Raw genomic sequence first — 23,234 nt, 5'->3', positions numbered from 1 at the left:
AATGCCGGTAAGTGAGAGCACGGCAGTGAGACTGTGGGGGATAAGCTCCATGGTCGAGAGGGAAACAGCCCAGAGCATCGACTAAGGCCCCTAAGCGTACGCTAAGTGGGAAAGGATGTGGAGTCGCAGAGACAACCAGGAGGTTGGCTTAGAAGCAGCCACCCTTGAAAGAGTGCGTAATAGCTCACTGGTCAAGTGATTCCGCGCCGACAATGTAGCGGGGCTCAAGCGTACCGCCGAAGTCGTGTCATTGCAGTAATAAGCCCCAACGGGTGCTGTGATGGGTAGGGGAGCGTCGTGTGCCGGGTGAAGCTGCAGCGGAAGCTAGTGGTGGACGGTTCACGAGTGAGAATGCAGGCATGAGTAGCGATACATACGTGAGAAACGTGTGCGCCGATTGACTAAGGGTTCCTGGGTCAAGCTGATCTGCCCAGGGTAAGTCGGGACCTAAGGCGAGGCCGACAGGCGTAGTCGATGGATAACCGGTTGATATTCCGGTACCCGCTGTGAAGCGTCAAACATCGAGCCCATTGATGCTAAGGCCGTGAAGCCGTCCTGGAGCCTTCGGGCAAAGGGAAGTGGTGGAGCCGCCGGTCCAAGGTGGTAGTAGGTGAGTGATGGGGTGACGCAGGAAGGTAGTCCAGCCCGGGCGGTGGTAGTCCCGGGGTAAGGGTGTAGGGCGTGTGATAGGTAAATCCGTCACGCATTAAGCCTGAGACCTGATGCCGAGCCGATTGTGGTGAAGTGGATGATCCTATGCTGTCGAGAAAAGCCTCTAGCGAGTTTCATGGCGGCCCGTACCCTAAACCGACTCAGGTGGTCAGGTAGAGAATACCGAGGCGTTCGGGTGAACTATGGTTAAGGAACTCGGCAAAATGCCCCCGTAACTTCGGGAGAAGGGGGGCCATCACCGGTGATCGGATTTACTCCGTGAGCTGGGGGTGGCCGCAGAGACCAGCGAGAAGCGACTGTTTACTAAAAACACAGGTCCGTGCGAAGCCGTAAGGCGATGTATACGGACTGACGCCTGCCCGGTGCTGGAACGTTAAGGGGACCGGTTAGTGCACTTTCGGGTGTGCGAAGCTGAGAACTTAAGCGCCAGTAAACGGCGGTGGTAACTATAACCATCCTAAGGTAGCGAAATTCCTTGTCGGGTAAGTTCCGACCTGCACGAATGGCGTAACGACTTCTCGACTGTCTCAACCATAGGCCCGGTGAAATTGCACTACGAGTAAAGATGCTCGTTTCGCGCAGCAGGACGGAAAGACCCCGGGACCTTTACTACAGTTTGATATTGGTGTTCGGTTCGGCTTGTGTAGGATAGGTGGGAGACTTTGAAGCGGGCACGCCAGTGTTCGTGGAGTCAACGTTGAAATACCACTCTGGTCGTGCTGGATGTCTAACCTGGGTCCGTGATCCGGATCAGGGACAGTGTCTGATGGGTAGTTTAACTGGGGCGGTTGCCTCCCAAAGAGTAACGGAGGCGCCCAAAGGTTCCCTCAGCCTGGTTGGTAATCAGGTGTTGAGTGTAAGTGCACAAGGGAGCTTGACTGTGAGACCGACGGGTCGAGCAGGGACGAAAGTCGGGACTAGTGATCCGGCGGTGGCTTGTGGAAGCGCCGTCGCTCAACGGATAAAAGGTACCCCGGGGATAACAGGCTGATCTTCCCCAAGAGTCCATATCGACGGGATGGTTTGGCACCTCGATGTCGGCTCGTCGCATCCTGGGGCTGGAGTCGGTCCCAAGGGTTGGGCTGTTCGCCCATTAAAGCGGTACGCGAGCTGGGTTTAGAACGTCGTGAGACAGTTCGGTCCCTATCCGCTGTGCGCGTAGGAATATTGAGAAGGGCTGTCCCTAGTACGAGAGGACCGGGACGGACGAACCTCTGGTGTGCCAGTTGTCCTGCCAAGGGCATGGCTGGTTGGCTACGTTCGGAAAGGATAACCGCTGAAAGCATCTAAGCGGGAAGCCTGCTTCGAGATGAGTATTCCCACCCCCTTTGAGGGGTTAAGGCTCCCAGTAGACGACTGGGTTGATAGGCCAGATCTGGAAGCCCGGTAACGGGTGGAGGTGACTGGTACTAATAGGCCGAGGGCTTGTCCTCAGTTGCTCGCGTCCACTGTGTTGGTTCTGAAACCACGAACAACCCCGTATGTCGGGCCACGACTACGGTGCGGTTGACAGTTTCATAGTGTTTCGGTGGTCATAGCGTGAGGGAAACGCCCGGTTACATTCCGAACCCGGAAGCTAAGCCTCACAGCGCCGATGGTACTGCAGGGGGGACCCTGTGGGAGAGTAGGACGCCGCCGAACTATTATTAATGGAGCTGGTCCCTGAACTTCGGTTCAGGGACCAGCTCTTTTTTGTTTTGCGTCACTTGCCGTTCACGTTCCGCAGCCAGCATCTGAGGCATGGGGACAGTTGGCATGTTGCGAGCCGCAGGAGTCGGCGCCGGTGACGAGGTCATCGTGCCGGCGTTCGGAAACGTCGAGATCGCCGAGGCCGTGGTCCTGGCCGGGGCCGTGCCCGTGTTCGCGGACATAGATCGGGCGTCGTACTGCCTCGATCCTGATGCGGTGACCGCCGCCGTCACCTCCCGTACGGCTGCCGTGGCCGTCGTGCACCGCTTCGGGCACCCGGCCGACGTCAGGCGGCTTCGGGACGTCGGGCAGCGGCACGGCATTCTCGTACTGGAACAGGGCGAGTCGGACGCCCCGTTCGACGAGCTCGCGCAGCGTCGGGCGCACGCGATGTATCTCAGCGGAGGATTGAGCGGTGTCGTCACCCCTGACGGGGTCGAGGGGCACAGCTATCAGCAGTACGTCGTGCGGGTGCCCGGCAACGGCCGGCCTGACCGGGACGCCTTCGCGCGGTCCGTGCGGGCCAGGGGAATCGACTGCCGGGTGCCGGTGAAGACGCCCGTACACCGCACGCCGAAGTTCTGGCGGGACGTATCCCTCCCGGAGACCGAGCGTGCCGCGGACGAGACGCTGACATTGCCCGTCGGCGCTTCCCTGTCGCGGCGTGAACTGCAGCGGGTCGTCTCCGCGTGCAACGCTCTCGGTGGGCTGCTGCAACCCGCGTTCTGAGCGGTGCCGGAGGCGGTTCTGAGCAGCCGTCTGTTCGGGGTATGCTTTATTCCGTTGCCACGCGGGAAGCCGCGAAAAGGCAACAGGCCCCTATAGCTCAGTCGGTAGAGCGTCTCCATGGTAAGGAGAAGGTCAGCGGTTCGATTCCGCTTGGGGGCTCAGAGAGTAAGTCGAGAAAGTCCCCGCCCAGTTGGGCGGGGACTTTTTTGTTTCCCGGGAGAAGGGGGGCGGGCCCCCGCCCCCCTTAGTCCTTCTGGAGGCCGGGGACTCGCATCGCGAGGATCGCCATGTCGTCCGACGGGGCGTCCGTCGCGAAGCGTTCGACGGCACGCATGATGCGGGCCGCGACCGCGCCCGCGGTGAGGCCGGTGCACGTGGTGAGGACGTCCGCGAGGCCGTCGTCGCCGAGCATGCGGGTGCCTTCGCGGCGCTCGGTGACCCCGTCCGTCACGCAGAGCAGGACGTCGCCCGGGTCGAGCGTCATCGTCTGTTCGTAGAGCTCCAGGTCCTCCATGACGCCGAGGAGCGGCTGGGGCTCCGCGTACGGCTCGACCGTGCCGTCCTGGCGCAGGCGGAGCGGGAGCGGATGGCCGGCGCAGACGATCTTCAGGACGGCAGAGCCGTCCTCCTGCGGCCACAACTCCCCGTAGAGCAGGGTCAGGAAGCGGCTGCGGGCGCCCTCGTCGAGGATCGCGGCGTTCAGGCGTTCCAGGACCGCGGGGCCACCGAAGCCCTCGCGGGCCAGGAGGCGCAGGGCGTGGCGGGCCAGACCCGTGACCGCGGCGGCCTCCGGGCCCGTGCCGCAGACGTCGCCGATCGCGAAGCCGTACGCGCCGTCCCGGATGGGGAAGAGGTCGTAGAAGTCGCCGCCGACCTCATTGCCCTCGCCGGCCGCGCGGTAGATGACCTCGACCTCGACGCCCGGGATCTGCGGAAGCCCCGGCGGCAGCAGGCTGCGCTGGAGGGACTGGCTGATGGCCATGCGCTCCGAGTACAGGCGGGCGTTGTCCAGGGCGAGGGCCGCACGGCGGGAGAGATCTTCGGCCAATTCCAGGATCTCTTGGCGGAAGTGTTCGTCGGAGGGCTTGCCCAGCGTGAGCATGCCGATGACGCGGTTGCGGGCGACCAGGGGCAGGACGACCGTCTCGCCGCCCACCGCGGATGCCGTGGAGAGCGTCGTGCCGATGCCCGAGCCCAGGCTCATGGGCTCACCGAGGCCGAGGCTGCGCATGGAGGTGCGCAGGGCGGCCTGGTGGGCGGCCTCCGAGGGAGCGGCCCAGACGCGGGCTCCCGGGGTCGGCACGGGGTCGGGAGGGGCGATCTTGGAGAGGAGCGCCTTCAGACCGTCGATGCGCTCCTCGTCCTCATGGAGGACGTACGAGAGATAGGGCTCGGAGGACTGGTCGGCGATCGTGTAGACCGCGCACCAGGTGGCGAGCGTCGGGACCGTCATCTGGGCCATGAGCGCCAGGGTCTGGTCGCGGTCCAGGGTGCCGGCGAGGAGGTCGGAGGCCTCGACGAGGAAGGAGAGCGAGCCGCGGCGCAGGCGCTCCAGCTCGCCGAGGCGCGCGGACTCGACGGCCAGGGCGATGCGGTCGGCGGCGAACTGGAGACGCAGAGCCTCTTCGTTCGAGTACCGGTCGGGGGCTTCGGCTGCGACACCCAGGGAGCCCGTGAGGCGGCCCTCGACCTTCAGCGGGACCGTGACGACGGAGCGCATGCCCGTGCCGCTGAGGAGGGGGACGGCGCCGGGGACGACCGTGAGGTCCTCGTGTACGGCCGGCATGCGGGCGGAGCCGTACCGTCCGGGTCCTGCCTCCACGGGGACGCGGGCGAAGCGCTGGCGGGCGGAGGGCAGGCCTGTGGAGGCACGGACCTCCAGTTCCGTCTCGTCGTCCGTGGCGAGGAGCAGGAAGGCGGCGTCGCCGTCGAGCATGTCGCGGGCGCGTTCGACCGTGCGCTGGAGCAGACCGTCGAGGTCGTCCGGCGCCGGGGAGCCGATGAAGACCTCGAAGGGGTCCGCGGTGTGCGACTCGGTGAGGGCGCCGGGCTCGGGGGCGGGGCCGCGCAGCGGGGTCTGCAGGACGGCGCGCTCGTCGTCGCGGACGAGCAGGCAGACCGTGGAGGGCTCGCCGTCGGTGTCGCGGACGCGCAGGTGCGAGGCGTAGACGGGGGTCACGCGGCCGTCGGAGCCGCGGATGCCGTAACTGCCCTCCCAGCGGGAGAGTTGGAGCGCTTCCACGATGCCCGTACTGGTGCCCGGGGTGTGCGGCCAGGCGGCGAAGTCGGTCAGCGGTTTCCCGGTGACCTGTTCCGCGACGTACCCGAAGAGCTCTTCGGCGTCTTCGTTCCAGGCGGAGATCGCGCCCACGCGATCGATCTGGACCACGGCGACGCGGACTCTGCCGTCGGTGAGCGGGAGGAGTTCGGCGGGGAGGGCGGGGCCGGCCGCGCGGGTGCCCACCGAGCGGTCGGGGAGGTCGAGTTGGAACCAGACCTGTTTGTGGGTGGGGGAGTAGTCGACGCCCCAGCGGGTGGCGAGCGCCGCGCACAGCTGGAGGCCGCGGCCTCCCTCGCGGTCGGGGCTGCCCATGCTCGCCGCGGACTGCTGGAGTGGAATCTCACGTTCCGGATAGTGGTCGGAGACCTCGATGCGTACGGCGTCCTCGCTGCGCAGGCAGAGGACGTCGGCGGCGGTCCCGGCGTGCACCACGGCGTTCGTGACCAGCTCGCTGGTGAGGACGACCGCGTCGTCGACGATGTCCGTGAACCCCCAGCCCTGGAGGGTGTCGCGGACAAAGGAGCGGGCCGTCGCGACGGAACGCCCGACGGGGTCGAAAGTCGCAGCCGCGCGCGCGGTGATCACAGAACTCCTCGTACGAGTATCGACGCCCAGATCTCCCACCATGGTGCGGCCGCCCCTCCGATGCCCGCTTGTACGTGTGCCACCGCCCAGGCCGGGCAGGACCGGGGTGGTTGGACAGCCGGATGCCAGGTTACTTACCTTCGCCGTCCATGCTGGTGCCGGTCGTCAGTGTTTCCGCCCGGAGGGTGTGCGGACGGTGTGCGAAGCTGCCGAACTGTTATGGCCTGGTTCAGCCATGGTGAAACACTGGGCAAGCTTCTTGGAGAGAGCCCAGGTAACCCGAGCAGTACGGTCGACCCTTGCGGGAGGGACACAGTGGAGTCTGGCGCAGCGACGCGGGGCACTAAAACGCGTGCGAAAGACGGACAGTCCCAGAGTAAACAGCGCAAACCGCGCAACGGGGCGACTACGTCCGTGGACACGGCTGCCCTGAACAGGTTGCTCGCGGCGCTGGCGGCCATGCGGGACGGAAACTTCCGCAAGCGGCTCACGGTCTCCGGTGACGACGTCATGTCCGAGATCGCGGCCGTCTTCAACGAGGTGGCCGACCGGAATCTGCATCTGACCGGTGAGATCTCCCGGGTCCGGCGCATGGTCGGACGTGAGGGAAAGCTCACGGAACGGCTGGAAACCGGCGCGAGTGAGGGCTCGTGGGCGGCGGCGATCGACGCGTCGAACGCGCTCGTCGACGATCTCGTGCGCCCCGTCTCCGAGGTCGGGCGTGTGCTCTCCGCGGTCGCCGAGGGCGACCTGGAGCAGCGGATGGAGCTGCGGGCGCAGGCGGACGAGGGAAACGGTCATCCTCTGCGCGGGGAGTTCCTGAAGGTCGGCAGGACGGTCAACAACCTGGTCGACCAGCTCTCGACGTTCACCGACGAGGTCACCCGGGTGGCCAGCGAGGTGGGTACCGAGGGCAAGCTGGGCGGTCAGGCGCGGGTACGCGGAATGTCCGGTTCGTGGAAAGACCTCACGGATTCGGTGAACACCATGGCGTACCGGCTCACCGCGCAGGTACGTGACATTGCTCTCGTCACGACGGCGGTCGCCAAGGGTGACTTGTCCCGGAAGGTGACGGTCCACGTCGCCGGCGAGATGCTGGAGCTGAAGAACACCGTCAACACGATGGTGGACCAGCTCTCGTCGTTCTCCTCCGAGGTGACGCGCGTCGCGCGCGAGGTCGGTACGGAGGGTGAGCTCGGCGGTCAGGCGCAGGTGCCGGGTGTGGCGGGCGTGTGGAAGGACCTCACCGATTCGGTGAATCTTATGGCCGGCAACCTCACCGCCCAGGTGCGGGGGATTGCCCAGGTCACGACGGCCGTCGCGAACGGTGATCTGTCCCAGAAGGTAACGGTGAGCGCGCGCGGCGAGGTCGCTCAACTCGCCGAGACCATCAACCAGATGACCGAGACGCTGCGTACGTTCGCGGACGAGGTCACCCGCGTCGCGAACGAGGTCGGTGCCGAGGGGCAGCTGGGCGGTCAGGCGAACGTGCCGGGCGCGGCGGGGACGTGGAAGGACCTCACCGACTCGGTGAACACGGTCTTCCGGAACCTCACCACGCAGGTGCGGGACATCGCGACGGTGACGACGGCGGTCGCCAACGGCGATCTGTCCCAGAAGGTCACCGTCGACGTCGCGGGCGAGATGCTCGAGCTGAAGAACACCGTGAACACGATGGTGGACCAGCTCTCCGCCTTCGGTGCCGAAGTGACGCGTGTAGCGCGCGAGATCGGTGTGGAGGGTGAGCTCGGTGGCCAGGCGCAGGTGCAGGGTGCGGCGGGCACGTGGAAGGACCTGACGGACTCGGTCAACACGGCCTTCCGCAACCTCACGGGCCAGGTCCGCAACATCGCGCAGGTGACGACGGCGGTCGCGAACGGCGATCTGTCGCAGAAGGTCACCGTCGACGTGTCCGGCGAGATGCTTCAGTTGAAGAACACCGTCAACACGATGGTGGACCAGCTGTCGTCCTTCGCCGACCAGGTCACGCGGATGGCCCGGGACGTGGGTACGGAGGGCCGTCTCGGCGGCCAGGCCCGCGTGGACGGCGTCAGCGGCACCTGGAAGGAACTCACCGACTCCGTCAACTTCATGGCGGGGAACCTGACGTCCCAGGTACGCCAGATCGCCCAGGTCACGACGGCGGTCGCCCGCGGTGACCTGTCCCAGAAGATCGACGTGGACGCCCGCGGCGAGATCCTGGAGCTGAAGAACACCATCAACACGATGGTCGACCAGCTCTCCGCCTTCGCGGACCAAGTGACCCGGGTGGCCCGCGAGGTGGGCACGGAAGGCCGTCTCGGCGGTCAGGCGCAGGTGCCCGGAGTGGCCGGTGTGTGGCGCGACCTGACCGACTCCGTGAACGGCATGGCCGGCAACCTCACCGCCCAGGTGCGCAACATCGCGCAGGTCGCGACCGCGGTGGCGCGCGGTGACCTGTCGCAGAAGATCGACGTGGACGCCCGCGGCGAGATCCTGGAGCTGAAGAACACCCTCAACACGATGGTGGACCAGCTCTCCGCCTTCGCCGAGCAGGTGACCCGGGTGGCCCGAGAGGTGGGCACCGACGGCATCCTGGGCGGCCAGGCCGAGGTGCAGGGTGTCTCCGGCACCTGGAAGGACCTCACGCAGTCCGTGAACGGCATGGCGAACAACCTGACCCTTCAGGTCCGCAACATCGCCGAGGTCACCACCGCCGTCGCCATGGGCGACCTCTCCAAGAAGATCACCGTCGACGCCAAGGGCGAGATCCTCGAACTCGTCACCACCGTGAACACGATGGTCGACCAGCTCTCGAACTTCGCCGAGCAGGTCAACCGCGTGGCCCGCGAGGTGGGCACCGAGGGCAACCTCGGCGGGCAGGCGCGGGTCCCGGGCGTCACCGGCACCTGGAAGGACCTCAGCGACAACGTCAACCTGATGGCGAACAACCTGACCGGCCAGGTGCGCAACATCTCCCAGGTCGCGGCGGCGGTCGCCAACGGAGACCTGACCAAGAAGGTCACCGTCGAGGCGCGTGGCGAGGTCGCGCAGCTCGCCGACACCGTCAACACGATGGTGAAGACGCTGAGTTCGTTCGCGGACGAGGTGACCCGGGTGGCCCGCGAGGTGGGCACGGACGGCATCCTCGGCGGTCAGGCCCGGGTGCCCGGAGTGTCGGGCACGTGGAAGGACCTGACGGAGTCCGTGAACGGCATGGCCTCCAACCTCACCGGCCAGGTCCGCAACATCGCGATGGTCACCACCGCGATCGCCAAGGGCGATCTGACCAAGAAGATCGACATCGACGCCCGGGGCGAGATCCTGGAGCTGAAGACCACCATCAACACGATGGTCGACCAGCTGTCGTCCTTCGCCGAGCAGGTCACGCGCGTGGCCCGCGAGGTGGGCACCGAAGGGCAGCTGGGCGGTCAGGCGCGGGTGCGGGACGTCGACGGCACATGGCGCGACCTCACCGAATCGGTGAACGAGATGGCCGGGAACCTGACCCGTCAGGTGCGCGCCATCGCCGAGGTCGCCACCGCGGTGACCCGCGGCGACCTGAACCTCAAGATCGACGTGGACGCGGCGGGCGAGATCCAGGTCCTCCAGGACAACATCAACTCGATGATCGCCAACCTCCGCGACACCACCCTGGCCAACAAGGAACAGGACTGGCTCAAGGGCAACCTGGCCCGCATCTCCGGTCTGATGCAGGGTCGCCGCGATCTGGCGGACGTCGCCTCGCTGATCATGAGCGAGCTGACACCGGTGGTCTCCGCGCAGCACGGCGCCTTCTTCCTGGCGATGCCCACGGACGAGGGCACGGAGCCCGGTGCCGAGCACGGGGACGCGTACGAGCTGCGCATGATGGGTAGTTACGGCTACTCCATGGGCTCCATGCCGACATCCTTCCGGCCCGGTGAGACGCTGATCGGCACGGCGGCCCAGGAGCGGCGCACGATCCTCGTGGAGAACGCGCCGTCCGGCTATCTGCGGATCGCCTCCGGCCTCGGTGAGGCGCCGCCCGCGCAGGTGATCGTCCTTCCGGTGCTCTTCGAGAACACCGTCCTCGGCGTGATCGAACTGGCGGCTTTCCAGCCGTTCACGCAGATCCAGAAGGACTTCCTCAGCCAGATCGCCGAGATGATCGCGACAAGCGTCAACACCATCAGCGTCAACACGAAGACCGAGGTGCTGCTCAAGCAGTCGCAGGAGCTGACCGAGCAACTGCGGGAGCGTTCGGCTGAGTTGGAGAACCGGCAGAAGGCGCTGCAGGACTCCAACGCGGAGCTGGAGGAGAAGGCCGAGCTGCTCGCCCAGCAGAACCGCGACATCGAGGTCAAGAACACCGAGATCGAAGAGGCCAGGCAGGTCCTGGAGGAGCGCGCCGAGCAGCTCGCGGTCTCGATGCGGTACAAGTCCGAGTTCCTCGCGAACATGTCGCACGAGCTGCGGACGCCGCTCAACTCGCTGCTGATCCTTGCCAAGTTGCTCGCCGACAACGCCGACGCGAACCTCACCCCCAAGCAGGTCGAGTTCGCCGAGACGATCCATGGCGCGGGCTCGGACCTGCTGCAGCTGATCAACGACATCCTCGACCTCTCCAAGGTCGAGGCGGGCAAGATGGACGTCTCCCCGACGCGCATCGCTCTGGTGCAACTGGTGGACTACGTAGAGGCCACGTTCCGGCCGCTGACCGCGGAGAAGGGACTCGACTTCTCCGTACGGGTGTCCCCGGAGCTGCCCGCCACGCTGCACACGGACGAACAGCGCCTGCTCCAGGTGCTGCGCAACCTCCTGTCCAACGCGGTGAAGTTCACCGACTCCGGAGCGGTCGAGCTGGTGATCCGGCACGCGAACGCCGATGTGCCCAACGCCATCCGCGAACAGCTCCTGGAGGCGGGTTCGCTGCGGGACGCGGACGCGGACCTGATCGCCTTCTCGGTGAGCGACACCGGCATCGGGATCGCGGGCAGCAAGATGCGGGTCATCTTCGAGGCGTTCAAGCAGGCCGACGGCACGACGAGCCGGAAGTACGGCGGCACGGGCCTTGGGCTGTCCATCAGCCGGGAGATCGCGCGCCTCCTCGGCGGCGAGATCCACGCGGCGAGCGAACCGGGGCGCGGATCGACGTTCACGCTCTATTTGCCGCTGCACCCGAGCGAACTGCCTCCGCAGGGCTACACGCAACTGGCGCCCCTGCCGGGCACGGTCGCGCGGCCCGCCCTGGAGGAGGGCCCGTCCACGGCCGAGCAGCCCCCGCGCAGCGAGCCGGCCACGCCGCCGCGGCTGGACGCGATGCCGGATTCCGGCACGCTCTTCCGGCGCCGCCGTCGGGCCGCGCACGCCTCGTCGGAGCAGCCGCCTGTGCTGCCCGGGCAGGGTGTCGCGGAGCCTCAGGAGCAGCGCTCGGAGGAGCAGTGGCCGGCCGCTGGGCAGGAGGCGCCCGAGGCGCGTCCCGGCTATCAGTTCGGCGGCGAGAAGGTGCTCATCGTCGACGACGACATCCGTAACGTGTTCGCGCTCACCAGCGTCCTGGAACAGCACGGGCTCTCGGTGCTGTACGCGGAGAACGGCCGCGAGGGCATCGAGGTCCTGGAACAGCACGACGACGTGACGGTCGTCCTGATGGACATCATGATGCCGGAGATGGACGGGTATGCGACGACGACGGCGATCCGCAGGATGCCGCAGTTCGCCGGGCTCCCGATCATCGCGCTCACCGCGAAGGCCATGAAGGGTGATCGGGAGAAGGCCATCGACTCCGGGGCGTCCGATTACGTTACGAAGCCGGTCGACCCGGATCATCTGCTCTCGGTGATGGAGCAGTGGATGCGCGGGGAGTGACCGAGAAGAGGCTTCATTACGCGGAGTTGCTGACAGAGTGTGGCCGAAGCCGTGTAGAACCACGGTATTCGGGGAACCTTCTGGTCTCCCACTGCGTTTCTGCTACGTGCACAGTGACATCGCGGTGACAGGGTGTGGCGACAGGCGGGGTGCGGCTACGATGACCGGCACAAGGAAGGACGGCGTAAGGGAGTCGTCCCCTGGGGCGGCGCCCGGTGTACCGCCGGGGCGAGGAGGGCGGGCCATGGTGCAGAAGGCCAAGATCCTCCTGGTCGATGACCGGCCGGAGAATCTGCTGGCGCTGGAGGCCATCCTCTCTGCGCTCGATCAGACCCTGGTACGGGCATCGTCCGGGGAGGAAGCGCTCAAAGCACTACTCACGGACGACTTCGCGGTCATTCTGCTGGATGTCCAGATGCCAGGCATGGACGGTTTCGAGACCGCCGCGCACATCAAGCGGCGGGAACGGACCCGGGACATCCCGATCATCTTCCTCACCGCCATCAACCACGGCCCGCATCACACGTTCCGCGGTTACGCGGCCGGTGCGGTGGACTACATCTCCAAGCCGTTCGATCCGTGGGTGCTGCGCGCGAAGGTCTCGGTGTTCGTCGAGCTGTACATGAAGAACTGCCAACTGCGGGAGCAGGCAGCCCTGCTGCGTCTCCAGCTGGAAGGCGGCGGCAAGTCCGCGGCGGGTGACGCCAAGGAGCCCGCAGGGCTTCTGGCCGAGCTCTCCGCCCGCCTCGCGGCGGTCGAGGAACAGGCGGAAGCGCTCTCGAAGCAGCTGGACGACGACTCGGCGGATGCCGCCGCGGTCGCCACCGCTGCCCATCTCGAACGCAAACTCACCGGCTTGCGGCGGGCTCTTGACGCCCTGGAGCCGGGCACCGGAAGCGGTGCGCCTTCGGTGTCCTCGCAGAGTTGAGCCCACGCGGGAGCGGTGAACGTCCGTCAGTTCACCGCCCCCGCAGGGGCGACACAAACGGGTGAAGCAGTAGGCACACGTGTCCGCAGTGGCCTCCACCGGTAACCTCAGACCCATGGCCTCACGTCCGTCCGCAGCCAAGAAGACGCCCGCGAAGAAGGCGGCCGCGCCCACAAAGGCTCCGGCGAAGAAGGCCGTCGCCAAGAAGCCGCCGGCCAAGAAGGCCCCGGCGAAGAAGGCGCCCGCCAAGAAAGCCGCGGCGAAGAAGCCCGTACCCAAGCCGGCGCCCAGTCCCACGGGCGGTGTGTACCGCCTGGCGCGCGCCCTCTGGCTCGGTCTCGCGCACAGCGTGGGCGCGCTGTTCCGCGGCATAGGGCGAGGCGCCAAGGGACTCGATCCGGCGCACCGCAAGGACGGCCTCGCGCTGCTGCTGCTCGGCATCGCGCTGATCGTCGCCGCGGGCACGTGGTCGAATCTGCGCGGTCCCGTGGGCGATCTCGTCGAGATGCTGGTGACCGGTGCCTTCGGCCGCCTCGATCTGCTTCTTCCGATACTGCTCGCGGTCATCGGTGTGCGCCTCATCCGGCACCCCGAGAAGCCCGAGGCGAACGGCCGCATCGTGATCGGCCTGTCCGCCCTCGTGGTCGGTGTGCTCGGCCAGGTGCACATCGCCTGCGGCTCGCCCGCCCGCGCGGACGGCATGGCGGCCATAAGGGACGCGGGCGGCCTCATCGGCTGGGCCACGTCCACCCCGCTGATCTTCACCATGGGCGAGGTCCTCGCCGTACCGCTGCTCGTCCTGCTGACCGTTTTCGGGCTGCTCGTGGTCACGGCGACGCCCGTCAACGCCATCCCGCAGCGGCTGCGGCTGCTCGGCATCAGGCTCGGCATCGTCCAGGCGGAACCCGAAGACCTGCAGGGCGACTACGGGGACGACGAGCGGTACGAGGAGCAGTGGCGCGAGGCCCTGCCCGCCCGCGCACGCAGGCGCGCAGAGGCCCCTGAGGCGTACGCCCCGGACCAGGCGGAGGAAGAGGCGCTCACCCGCCGCCGCAGGCCCCGCAGGGCGTCACAGCCCTCTCTGGACCGTCCCATGGACGCGGTGGACGTGGCGGCCGCCGCTGCCGCCGCCCTGGACGGCGCCGTCCTGCACGGCATGCCGCCGTCGCCGCTGGTCGCCGACCTCACGCAGAGCGTCTCCGGGGAGCGCCACGAGAAGCCCGAGAAGCCGTCGGCGACACCCGAACAGCCTGCCGAGAGCTCCGCGCCGGTGCCCACCGCGCGCGCCACGGACAGCCCGCCGCCCGGCGTGCGGCGCAAGAAGCCCGGCGAGTCGGACGACTCCGGAGTACCGGACCTGACGAAATCCGCCCCGGAGAAGTCGCGGGACCTCCCGCCGCGCGCCGAGCAGCTGCAGCTCGCCGGGGACATCACGTACTCGCTGCCCTCTCTCGACCTGCTCGAACGCGGCGGTCCCGGCAAGACGCGCAGCGCGGCCAACGACGCGGTCGTCGCCTCGCTCAGCAATGTGTTCACGGAGTTCAAGGTCGACGCGGACGTCACCGGCTTCACGCGGGGCCCGACGGTCACGCGGTACGAGATCGAGCTCGGCCCGGCCGTGAAGGTCGAGAAGATCACGGCTCTGGCCAAGAACATCGCGTACGCGGTGGCCAGCCCCGATGTCCGCATCATCAGCCCCATCCCCGGCAAGTCCGCCGTCGGCATCGAGATCCCGAACACCGACCGCGAGATGGTCAACGTGGGCGACGTGCTCCGTCTGGCGGACGCGGCCGAGGACGATCACCCGATGCTGGTGGCGCTCGGCAAGGACGTCGAGGGCGGCTACGTCATGGCCAACATGGCGAAGATGCCGCACATCCTGGTCGCCGGAGCCACCGGCTCCGGCAAGTCCTCGTGCATCAACTGTCTGATCACGTCGATCATGATGCGGGCGACCCCCGAGGACGTACGCATGGTCCTCGTCGACCCCAAGCGCGTCGAGCTCACCGCGTACGAGGGCATCCCGCACCTGATCACACCCATCATCACCAACCCCAAGCGGGCCGCCGAGGCGCTCCAGTGGGTCGTGCGCGAGATGGACCTGCGCTACGACGACCTGGCGGCGTTCGGCTACCGGCACATCGACGACTTCAACCAGGCCGTCCGTGACGGCAAGCTCAAGACGCCCGAGGGCAGCGAGCGCGAGCTCAGCCCGTACCCGTATCTGCTGGTGATCGTCGACGAGCTCGCCGACCTCATGATGGTCGCCCCGCGCGATGTCGAGGACTCGATCGTGCGCATCACGCAGCTCGCGCGTGCGGCGGGCATCCACCTGGTGCTCGCCACGCAGCGGCCGTCCGTGGACGTCGTGACCGGTCTGATCAAGGCGAACGTGCCCTCGCGGCTCGCCTTCGCGACGTCGTCGCTCGCCGACAGCCGCGTCATCCTCGACCAGCCGGGCGCCGAGAAGCTGATCGGCAAGGGTGACGGGCTCTTCCTCCCGATGGGCGCGAACAAGCCCACCCGAATGCAGGGCGCCTTTGTCACCGAGGACGAGATCCACGCGGTGGTCCAGCACTGCAAGGACCAGATGGCGCCCGTCTTCCGGGAAGACGTCACCGTGGGCAGCAAGCCGAAGAAGGAGATCGACGAGGACATCGGCGACGATCTCGATCTGCTCTGCCAGGCCGCTGAGCTGGTGGTTTCCACTCAATTCGGGTCCACGTCAATGCTTCAGCGCAAGCTGCGCGTCGGTTTCGCGAAGGCCGGACGGCTCATGGACCTCATGGAGTCGCGCGGCATCGTGGGGCCCAGCGAAGGCTCAAAGGCTCGTGACGTTCTTGTGAAACCCGATGAGCTGGATGGCGTGCTGGCAGTGATCCGCGGGGAGGCTCACCCATAAGGGAGCGGCAGGCAACCGTTTCCCTTCGGCATACGTCAAGTTGAGGGGAGGGACAGCCCCATGCCCCGCCATCAGGATGTCGGGCCATTCCGATGGCGTACAAAGTCCGTCGCCCGGTTGCCCCACCCTTCACGAACCCCCCTAGACTGAACATCCGGCAGGTGGCTACACGCTCGAAAGGCGCCCCCGTGTCCATCGGCAACTCCCCTGAAGACGACCGCCCTTCAGACCACCGACCTACAGACGACCGTCCCGTGGACGACCGTCCCGCAGCCGAGAGCCCGGCTGACGACCGGCCCTCGATCGGGCGCACGCTGCAGCAGGCACGTGTCGACGCGGGCCTGACCGTCGACGAAATCAGTACGTCCACCCGGGTGCGCATCCCGATCGTGCACGCGATCGAACAGGACGACTTCTCCCGATGTGGCGGAGATGTGTACGCCCGCGGCCACATCCGGACGCTCGCCCGTGCCGTGGGGCTCGACCCCGCCCTTCTGCTGGCCCAGTACGACGAGGCGCACGGCGGTCGCCCGCCCGCGCCCACCCCGGCGGCGCCCCTCTTCGAGGCCGAGCGGATCAGGTCCGATCCGCGCCGTCCCAACTGGACCGCCGCCATGGTCGCGGCGATCGTCGCGGTCATCGGCTTCGTCGGCTTCACCGCGTTCAGCGGCGGGGACGAGGAAGACGGCTCGAAGTCGCAGGTCGCCGAGGGTGCCACCCCCGCCACCAGCAAGCCCGCCACGAAGCCGGCGCCCAACAAGCCCGCCGACCCCAAGCCGGACCCGTCGGACAGCGCGATCGCCGGTGCCCCGCGGGACAAGGTCACGGTCAAGGTCAACGCCGCGGACGGCCGCAGCTGGATCTCGGCCAAGGACCACAACGGCCGGACGCTCTTCGACGGCGTCCTGGAGCAGGGCAAGTCGAAGACCTTCCAGGACAAGCAGAAGATCGACCTGGTCCTGGGTGACGCCGGCGCGATCACGCTCTTCGTGAACGGCAAGACGGTCGAGAACGAGTTCGAGCCCGGCCAGGTCGAGCGGCTCACCTACACCAAGGGCGACCCCGAGGTCGGCTGAACCCTTGCGGCAGCGGCCCGGGACCCTCGCGGCGGGGGCCCGGGCAGGGACGAAGTAGTCTTGAGAGCATGCCCGAACGCCGTACCGTCGCCCTTGTCACTCTTGGCTGCGCCCGTAACGAGGTGGACTCGGAGGAGCTCGCAGGCCGCTTGGAGGCGGACGGCTGGCAGCTCGTCGAGGCCGCCGAAGACGCGGATGTCGCCGTAGTCAACACCTGTGGATTCGTCGAAGCCGCCAAGAAGGACTCCGTCGACGCCCTCCTGGAAGCCAATGACCTCAAGGGGCATGGCAAGACCCAGGCCGTCGTGGCGGTCGGCTGCATGGCCGAGCGTTACGGCAAGGAGCTCGCCGACGCCCTCCCCGAAGCCGATGGTGTCCTCGGCTTCGACGACTACTCCGACATCTCCACCCGCCTCCAGACCATCCTCAGCGGTGGCAGTGTCGAGGCTCACACCCCGCGTGACCGGCGCAAGCTGCTGCCGATCAGCCCCGCGGAGCGCCAGGAAGCCGGCTCCGACGTCGCGCTGCCGGGTCACGCGCCCATGGACCTCCCGGAAGGCGTCGCGCCCGCCTCGGGTCCGCGTGCCCCGCTGCGGCGGCGCCTGGGCACCAACCCCGTCGCCTCGGTGAAGCTGGCCTCCGGCTGCGACCGGCGCTGCTCGTTCTGCGCCATTCCCTCCTTCCGCGGGTCCTTCATCTCGCGCCGCCCCTCGGACGTGCTCGGCGAGACGCGCTGGCTGGCCGAGCAGGGCGTCAAGGAGGTCATGCTCGTCTCCGAGAACAACACCTCGTACGGCAAGGACCTCGGCGACATCCGGCTCCTGGAGACGCTGCTGCCCGAGCTGGCTGCCGTCGACGGGATCGAGCGGGTGCGCGTCAGCTACCTGCAGCCCGCCGAGATGCGCCCCGGGCTCATCGACGTACTGACCTCCACGGAGAAGGTCGCCCCCTACTTCGACCTGTCCTTCCAGCACTCCGCTCCCGGCGTGCTGCGGGCCATGCGGCGCTTCGGGGACACCGACCGGTTCCTGGAGCTCCTGGACACCATTCGGACGAAGGCCCCGCAGGCCGGCGTGCGGTCGAACTTCATCGTGGGCTTCCCCGGCGAGACCGAGGCCGACGTGGCCGAGCTCGAGCGGTTCCTCACGGGTGCGCGGCTGGACGCCATCGGCGTCTTCGGGTACTCCGACGAGGAGGGCACCGAAGCGGCGACGTACGACAAGAAGCTGGACCAGGACGTCGTCGACGAGCGGCTCGCGCGCATCTCGCGGCTCGCGGAGGAACTGACCTCGCAGCGCGCCGCCGACCGTCTCGGTGAGACCGTCGAGGTGCTCGTGGAGTCCGTGGACGACGAGGACGGCGCGATCGGCCGGGCGGCCCACCAGGCGCCCGAGACGGACGGCCAGATCCGCTTCACCGGCGCCACGGGTGGGGACGGCCTGCAGGTCGGTCGTATGGTCGTGGCAAAGGTGGTCGGCACGGAAGGCGTGGACCTGGTGGCTGAGTACAGCGAAATTCTGGGGGACTCGCCCCGGATTCCGGCCGAGGAGGCACGCAGATGACCGGAGTCCCGGCATCCGCGGCGGGCGGCTCCGGCGCGCAGGGCGCCAAGCCGGTGCGCGGCGGGAAGTTGGGCGCTGCGGCCGTCAATCAGGCCAGCGTGTGGAACGTCGCCAACTTGTTGACGGTGATCCGGCTGCTGCTCGTGCCCGGCTTCGTGATGCTGCTGCTCGCCGACGGCGGGTACGACCCCGCGTGGCGCGCGTGGGCCTGGGCGGCCTTCGCCGTCGCCATGATCACGGACCTCTTCGACGGACACCTGGCACGCACGTACAACCTGGTCACGGACTTCGGGAAGATCGCCGACCCGATCGCCGACAAGGCGATCATGGGCGCGGCGCTGGTCTGTCTCTCCTACCTCGGCGATCTGCCGTGGTGGGTGACGGGCGTCATTCTCGGACGTGAGCTCGGGATCACGCTGCTGCGGTTCTGGGTGATCCGCTTCGGTGTCATTCCGGCCAGTCGCGGCGGCAAGATGAAGACGCTCTGGCAGGGCGTGGCGGCCGGGATGTACGTCCTCGCGCTGACGGGGCCGCTCGCCACGCTGCGGTTCTGGGTGATGGCGGTCGCCGTCGTGCTGACCGTCGTGACCGGTCTCGACTATGTACGGCAGGCCGTCGTGCTGCGGCGCCGGGGGCTGGCGGAGGCGCGTGCGGCGTCGGCCGCCTCAGCGGCCTCCGCGGCTGCTGCCGCCGCCCCCGGCGAAGGGACTCGGGAGTCGGCCTCGTGATGTCCCTCGGTCCGGCTGCGGAGGCGCTGCGCCTCCTTCAGGCACGCGGCGAGACGCTCGCCGTGGCCGAGTCGCTCACCGGGGGCCTGGTGGCCGCCGAGCTGACGGCGGTGCCGGGGGCCTCGCGGGTCTTCCGGGGGTCCGTGACGGCGTACGCGACCGAACTGAAGCACGACGTGCTCGGGGTCGACGGCACTCTGCTGGCCGAGCGCGGTGCCGTGGATGCCGAGGTGGCGCTGCAGATGGCGGCGGGTGTGCGCAAGGTCATGGGCGCGGACTGGGGGATCGCGACCACGGGCGTCGCGGGGCCCGATCCACAGGACGGGCAGGCGGTCGGGACCGTTTTTGTGGCGGTCGACGGGCCTGTCTTCGCGCTGAGTGGGGCTCTCTCCACGGTCGGCGGAGTGGATTCCGCTCTTCGCTCTGAGGGGAAAGTAGTCGCTCTGAGGTTGAACGGTGGGCGTTCGGACATTCGTATGGAGAGTGTACGGAGCGTGCTCACGCTGCTGGTCGAGCGGCTGTCCGGCGAACGTGCCGGGAACGAGCGGGCACAGGATACGGAACAGAACGGGGGGACTTGATGTTTGCAGCCCTGAGTGAACACGACATCGCTCCCCGCACGGCCGCCGCGCGAGGCGGTACGGTGGGGCGTGAAGGATGCGGCTACGCGGTCCGAGGAGGGAGCCACCGATGATTCTGCTCCGTCGCCTGCTGGGTGACGTGCTGCGTCGGCAGCGCCAGCGCCAGGGCCGTACTCTGCGCGAAGTCTCCTCGTCCGCCCGAGTCTCGCTCGGCTATCTTTCCGAGGTGGAGCGGGGGCAGAAGGAGGCATCCTCCGAGCTGCTTTCCGCGATCTGCGACGCGCTTGACGTACGGATGTCCGAGCTCATGCGCGAGGTGAGCGATGAGCTCTCCCTCGCCGAACTGGCTGCGTCGGCAGCGGCTACGGAACCGGTGCGCGCACCGGTTCGCCCCATGCTCAATTCCGTCTCGGTCAGCGGTGTGCCGCCGGAACGGGTGACGATCAAGGCGCCTGCGGAGGCGGTGGACGTCGTCGCCGCGTGATGCTGCGCTGACTGTGCACGCTGTTTGAGCGCTCAGTTGTACCGAATGTGTCGAAGCCCCGGCCGGGTTACCGGTCGGGGCTTTGTGTGTGTTGAGGCGCTGGGGCGAGTTCAGGGGGCTTTTTGAGGTGGCTCGTTGGTCTTCTAAGATTCCTGTGGGATGTCCCTATTGGCACACTTGTGCCATGGTTGGTGGGGATTTTCGCTCACGCGATCCCATGATCTTTGGAGGCTGGATGTACGTCGTGAAGAGCCCTCTGTCCGATGCGGATCTGAAGACGGTCTCGGACGCCCTGCAGGGCGCGCTGGTGGACCTGGTCGACCTCTCCCTGGTGGCCAAGCAGATCCACTGGAACGTGGTGGGCACGCGCTTCCGCTCCGTCCATCTGCAGCTCGACGAGGTCGTGGACACGGCACGGACGCACTCCGACACGGTGGCCGAGAGGGCTTCCACACTCGGCGTCTCGCCCGACGGCCGCGCGGCGACCGTGGCACGGAGCAGCGGCATCGGTGAGGTCGCGGGCGGCTGGGTCAAGGACGCGGACGCGGTGGGGACGCTCGTGGACGCCCTCGGCGCGGTGATCACGCGAATGCGGGAGCGGGTCGCGGCGACCGGCGATGCGGATCCGGTGAGCCAGGACATCTTCATCGGGATCACGGCCGATCTGGAGAAGCATCACTGGATGTTCCAGGCGGAGAACGGCTGAGCTGATCGCTGATCGCTGGTGGCTTTGCGTTGAGCGCCGGGTGTTCCGGGTGATTGCTCAGGGGTCGGTGGCCGTGCCTCGTGTGCCCTGTGGTGCGCCCTCCCGGCCGGTTGAGCCGGGCGTCTAGCGTCGACCGGGCGTCGGGCGGGTCTCGTGCGGTGAGGGTGAGCGGGCAAGCGGGCCCTCAGTGGGTTTGACGCGTCTGGCCTCGTGTGGAGGTGGTGGCCGTGGCATGGAGAGTCGTGCGGTGGGCGCCGGCTCTGGCGCTCGGCGCGCTCTGGTGGTGGGGAGTGCTGCGGCTGGTGCTCGTGCCTGGTGCGGGGGTCCTGGAGGGTGCCGTCGCGGCCGGTGGGTGGGGGTTGAGTCTGCTGCCGGTGCACTGTGTGCCGTGGTCTCGGGCGGTGAGTGAAGCCAAGGCCTCTCGGGCCGCCCGAGCCGCACGGGCCTCCCGGGCTTCTCGGGTCTTCGGATTCGGCCGGTTCGCGGGGTTCGCGGGGTGTGACCGGCGGCCGGACGGTGGGCCGGAGTCCGGGTGGCGATCCGGGCGGCGTACGGCCGGGGGTGCTGCCCGGAGCGCCGTCGGTGCTGTCACCACGGCATGGCGACGCCGCCGTTCGGGCGGAGGATCTGGCCCGTCGTGAAGGCGGACGCGTCGGAGGCCAGGTGCAGGACGGCGTGTGCGATGTCCTCTGGTTCGCCCACGCGGCCCAAGGGGGACATCCGGACCATGAGGCCCTCGGTGTGCGCCTGGGCGTCTGTGTCGTGGCGGTTGGTCATGGGGGTACGGATCCAGCCCGGCGCGACGGCGTTGACGCGGATGCCGTGCGGGCCCACCTCGGTGGCGAGGGTCTTCGTGAGCTGGACGACCGCGGCTTTCGCGGCGCCGTAGCAGAGGAGGCCAGGACCGCCGGTGTCCACGGCGCCCGAGGCCATGGTGATGATGCTGCCGGGGCGCCGGGAGCCGTTGGTCCTCCCGGTCTTGTCGGCGTTCGCCGCGATCATTGCGCGGGCCGCGGCCTGGCAGGCGTACAGAACGCCCTTGAAGTTGATGTTCAGGACCCGGTCGAGGTCCTCGTCGCGGGTCTCGAGGACCGGGCTGCTGTGCATGATCCCGGCGATTGCGGCCATGACGTCCAGGCGGCCGGAGGGCGCGGTGGCGGTCGCGACGGCCTGTTCGACCTGGGCCCGGTCCGACACGTCCACGGAGTGGGTGTGCGCGGTGCCGCCCGCGGCTTTGATGAGCGTGGCCGTCTCGTGGAGTCCCTGAGTGTCACGGTCGGCGCAGTGGACGGTGGCGCCAGCTTCCGCGAGGAGTACGGCCGAGGCCCGGCCGATGCCGCTGGCCGCGCCGGTGACGAATGCGGTGCGTCCGCTGAGGTCGTACGCCGTGAGGGGCATGACGGGACGGTACGGCGGGATCTGACGGGGCGTCAACTGGTGGGTGTGTGTGGGTTTGTGGGCGTGAGTTGAGGGGTGCGGGGTGGCCGTATGGGGCGTTGAGGGTGGCGGGCCGGGTGTGGAGTGCGGGGGTCAGGGGGTGGGGCCCTGCTGGCAGGCGGGGCACCAGTACGTGGGGCGGCTGCGGGAGCCGTCGCCCTGCTCTCCGACGCGGATGGGGGTGCCGCAGCGCAGGCAGGGGCGGGGCGCGCGGCCGTAGACGTACAGGCGCTGGCCCGCGCGGTCGCGGCCCGTGGTGGTGCGCGCCGGGCGGTCGCGGTTCGCTTCCAGGAGCTTCTTGGCGAGGGCGGGGAGACGGGAGGCCGGCTCGTCGGGGAGCTCACCCACGGGGAGCCAGGGGGTGACACCCAGGAGGAAGCAGAGCTCGCTCTTGTAGACGTTGCCGATGCCCGCGAGATTGCGCTGGTCGAGCAGGGCTTCGCCGAGGGAGCGGTCGGGGGTCGCCAGGAGGTTGGCGAGGGCCTGCTCGGGGTCCCAGTCGGGGCCCAGCAGGTCGGGGCCGAGGTGGCCCACGGCTTTGTCCTCGTCGGCGGTGCGGAGGAGTTCGAGCACCGGGAGCCGGTAGCCGACGGCTGTGCGCTCGGCGGTGCCCAGGATCGCCCTGATCTGGTGACCGGGCCCGCCTCTCCAGCGCTCGCCGGGGGCGTACACCTTCCAGGAGCCGTCCATGCGGAGGTGGGAGTGGAGGGTGAGCCCGCCCTCGAAGCGGGTGAGGAGGTGCTTGCCGCGCGGGGTGACGTCCAGGACGGTGCGCCCGGTGAGGTCTACGGTCGCGAGCTTCGGGACGCGGAGGTCGGAGCGCGTGACGGTGTGCCCGGCGAGGGCCGTGTGCAGCCGCCGGGCTGCCTGGTGGACGGTGTCGCCTTCGGGCATGAGGTCCAGGGTGGCATGCCGGGGGCGGGGCGGGGGCACGTCGCCACGCGGCGGGTGATCGGGGTGGGGTGACCGGGTTGGGGTGAGTGACCGGGTTGGGGTGGCGGATCGCGGGGTTACGGGAGTGCGGCGGATGGCGGGGTGGTGCCGG

The 23,234-nt window shown here is 68.2% G+C and carries 13 protein-coding genes, 1 tRNA gene and 2 rRNA genes (1 of these 16 cut by a window edge); 13 read left to right on the top strand and 3 right to left on the bottom strand.

The genetic code is table 11. The features are described from left to right. The 4 genes from OG302_RS12420 to OG302_RS12405 form a co-directional block, all read left to right on the top strand. Positions 1-2,105: ribosomal RNA gene (locus OG302_RS12420) — 23S ribosomal RNA — on the top strand (it extends 1,020 nt beyond the left edge of the window). Positions 2,106-2,196: 91 nt separating this feature from the next. Beyond that, positions 2,197-2,313, top strand: a 5S ribosomal RNA gene (gene rrf / locus OG302_RS12415). Between the two features lie 114 nt (positions 2,314-2,427). Further along, on the top strand, positions 2,428-3,090 hold the full coding sequence (locus OG302_RS12410; RefSeq protein WP_371526856.1) for a DegT/DnrJ/EryC1/StrS family aminotransferase: 663 nt from the start codon (positions 2,428-2,430) through the stop codon (positions 3,088-3,090). 86 nt (positions 3,091-3,176) lie between these two features. Continuing rightward, positions 3,177-3,249, top strand: a tRNA-Thr gene (locus OG302_RS12405). 85 nt (positions 3,250-3,334) lie between these two features. Here OG302_RS12405 and OG302_RS12400 read toward each other — a convergent pair. Next, positions 3,335-5,998: a SpoIIE family protein phosphatase gene (locus tag OG302_RS12400; protein WP_371526855.1), complete on the bottom strand. Its 2,664-nt coding sequence runs from the start codon at positions 5,996-5,998 to the stop codon at positions 3,335-3,337. A 273-nt stretch (positions 5,999-6,271) separates the two neighbouring features. Here OG302_RS12400 and OG302_RS12395 point away from each other — a divergent pair, with 273 nt between their 5' ends. The 9 genes from OG302_RS12395 to OG302_RS12355 all read left to right on the top strand — a co-directional run bounded on the left by OG302_RS12395 (position 6,272) and on the right by OG302_RS12355 (position 20,752). Next, a complete protein-coding gene (locus OG302_RS12395; protein ID WP_371526854.1) occupies positions 6,272-11,785 on the top strand; it encodes a HAMP domain-containing protein in 5,514 nt (1,837 codons plus the stop codon). 244 nt (positions 11,786-12,029) lie between these two features. Further along, a complete protein-coding gene (locus OG302_RS12390; protein WP_160507566.1) occupies positions 12,030-12,713 on the top strand; it encodes a two-component system response regulator in 684 nt (227 codons plus the stop codon). Positions 12,714-12,828: 115 nt separating this feature from the next. Then, positions 12,829-15,615 carry a DNA translocase FtsK gene (locus OG302_RS12385; protein WP_371526853.1) on the top strand — a complete coding sequence of 929 codons (2,787 nt, stop codon included), beginning with the start codon at positions 12,829-12,831 and terminating at the stop codon, positions 15,613-15,615. A 188-nt stretch (positions 15,616-15,803) separates the two neighbouring features. Then, positions 15,804-16,691: a helix-turn-helix domain-containing protein gene (locus OG302_RS12380; RefSeq protein WP_371526852.1), complete on the top strand. Its 888-nt coding sequence runs from the start codon at positions 15,804-15,806 to the stop codon at positions 16,689-16,691. A gap of 68 nt (positions 16,692-16,759) precedes the next feature. Beyond that, complete coding sequence (rimO, locus tag OG302_RS12375) at positions 16,760-18,253, top strand: 30S ribosomal protein S12 methylthiotransferase RimO (RefSeq protein WP_361844742.1); 1,494 nt, start codon at positions 16,760-16,762, stop codon at positions 18,251-18,253. Next, a complete protein-coding gene (gene pgsA, locus OG302_RS12370) occupies positions 18,250-18,981 on the top strand; it encodes a CDP-diacylglycerol--glycerol-3-phosphate 3-phosphatidyltransferase (protein WP_371526851.1) in 732 nt (243 codons plus the stop codon). Before rimO ends, pgsA begins: the two co-directional genes overlap by 4 nt. Continuing rightward, a complete protein-coding gene (locus OG302_RS12365) occupies positions 18,981-19,562 on the top strand; it encodes a CinA family protein (RefSeq protein ID WP_371526850.1) in 582 nt (193 codons plus the stop codon). The genes pgsA and OG302_RS12365 overlap by 1 nt, the downstream gene beginning before the upstream one ends. Positions 19,563-19,671: 109 nt before the next feature. Continuing rightward, entirely contained in the window at positions 19,672-20,046 is a 375-nt protein-coding gene (locus tag OG302_RS12360) for a helix-turn-helix domain-containing protein (RefSeq protein ID WP_160507571.1), read from the top strand. 235 nt (positions 20,047-20,281) lie between these two features. Beyond that, positions 20,282-20,752, top strand: coding sequence for a Dps family protein (locus OG302_RS12355; protein ID WP_371526849.1), 471 nt, complete (start codon positions 20,282-20,284; stop codon positions 20,750-20,752). Positions 20,753-21,340: 588 nt separating this feature from the next. Here OG302_RS12355 and OG302_RS12350 read toward each other — a convergent pair. Next, positions 21,341-22,150 carry an SDR family NAD(P)-dependent oxidoreductase gene (locus OG302_RS12350; RefSeq protein ID WP_371526848.1) on the bottom strand — a complete coding sequence of 270 codons (810 nt, stop codon included), beginning with the start codon at positions 22,148-22,150 and terminating at the stop codon, positions 21,341-21,343. A gap of 132 nt (positions 22,151-22,282) precedes the next feature. After that, positions 22,283-23,083 carry an Fpg/Nei family DNA glycosylase gene (locus OG302_RS12345; RefSeq protein WP_371526847.1) on the bottom strand — a complete coding sequence of 267 codons (801 nt, stop codon included), beginning with the start codon at positions 23,081-23,083 and terminating at the stop codon, positions 22,283-22,285. Positions 23,084-23,234 lie beyond the last annotated feature (151 nt).

Source organism: Streptomyces sp. NBC_01283, from assembly GCF_041435335.1.
GTDB lineage: Bacteria > Actinomycetota > Actinomycetes > Streptomycetales > Streptomycetaceae > Streptomyces.
Note: the sequence above shows the minus strand (reverse complement) of the source record. Positions and strands in the feature narration are given on the sequence as shown.

Excerpts from the sequence above, each read along its gene's own strand:
- OG302_RS12410 (WP_371526856.1), top strand. The coding sequence starts at position 2,428 with ATGTTGCGAGCCGCAGGAGTCGGCGCCGGTGACGAGGTCATCGTGCCG.
- OG302_RS12400 (WP_371526855.1), bottom strand. The coding sequence starts at position 5,998 with ATGGTGGGAGATCTGGGCGTCGATACTCGTACGAGGAGTTCTGTGATC.
- OG302_RS12390 (WP_160507566.1), top strand. The coding sequence starts at position 12,030 with ATGGTGCAGAAGGCCAAGATCCTCCTGGTCGATGACCGGCCGGAGAAT.
- OG302_RS12385 (WP_371526853.1), top strand. The coding sequence starts at position 12,829 with ATGGCCTCACGTCCGTCCGCAGCCAAGAAGACGCCCGCGAAGAAGGCG.
- rimO (WP_361844742.1), top strand. The coding sequence starts at position 16,760 with ATGCCCGAACGCCGTACCGTCGCCCTTGTCACTCTTGGCTGCGCCCGT.
- pgsA (WP_371526851.1), top strand. The coding sequence starts at position 18,250 with ATGACCGGAGTCCCGGCATCCGCGGCGGGCGGCTCCGGCGCGCAGGGC.
- OG302_RS12365 (WP_371526850.1), top strand. The coding sequence starts at position 18,981 with ATGTCCCTCGGTCCGGCTGCGGAGGCGCTGCGCCTCCTTCAGGCACGC.
- OG302_RS12360 (WP_160507571.1), top strand. The coding sequence starts at position 19,672 with ATGATTCTGCTCCGTCGCCTGCTGGGTGACGTGCTGCGTCGGCAGCGC.
- OG302_RS12355 (WP_371526849.1), top strand. The coding sequence starts at position 20,282 with ATGTACGTCGTGAAGAGCCCTCTGTCCGATGCGGATCTGAAGACGGTC.
- OG302_RS12350 (WP_371526848.1), bottom strand. The coding sequence starts at position 22,150 with ATGCCCCTCACGGCGTACGACCTCAGCGGACGCACCGCATTCGTCACC.
- OG302_RS12345 (WP_371526847.1), bottom strand. The coding sequence starts at position 23,083 with ATGCCCGAAGGCGACACCGTCCACCAGGCAGCCCGGCGGCTGCACACG.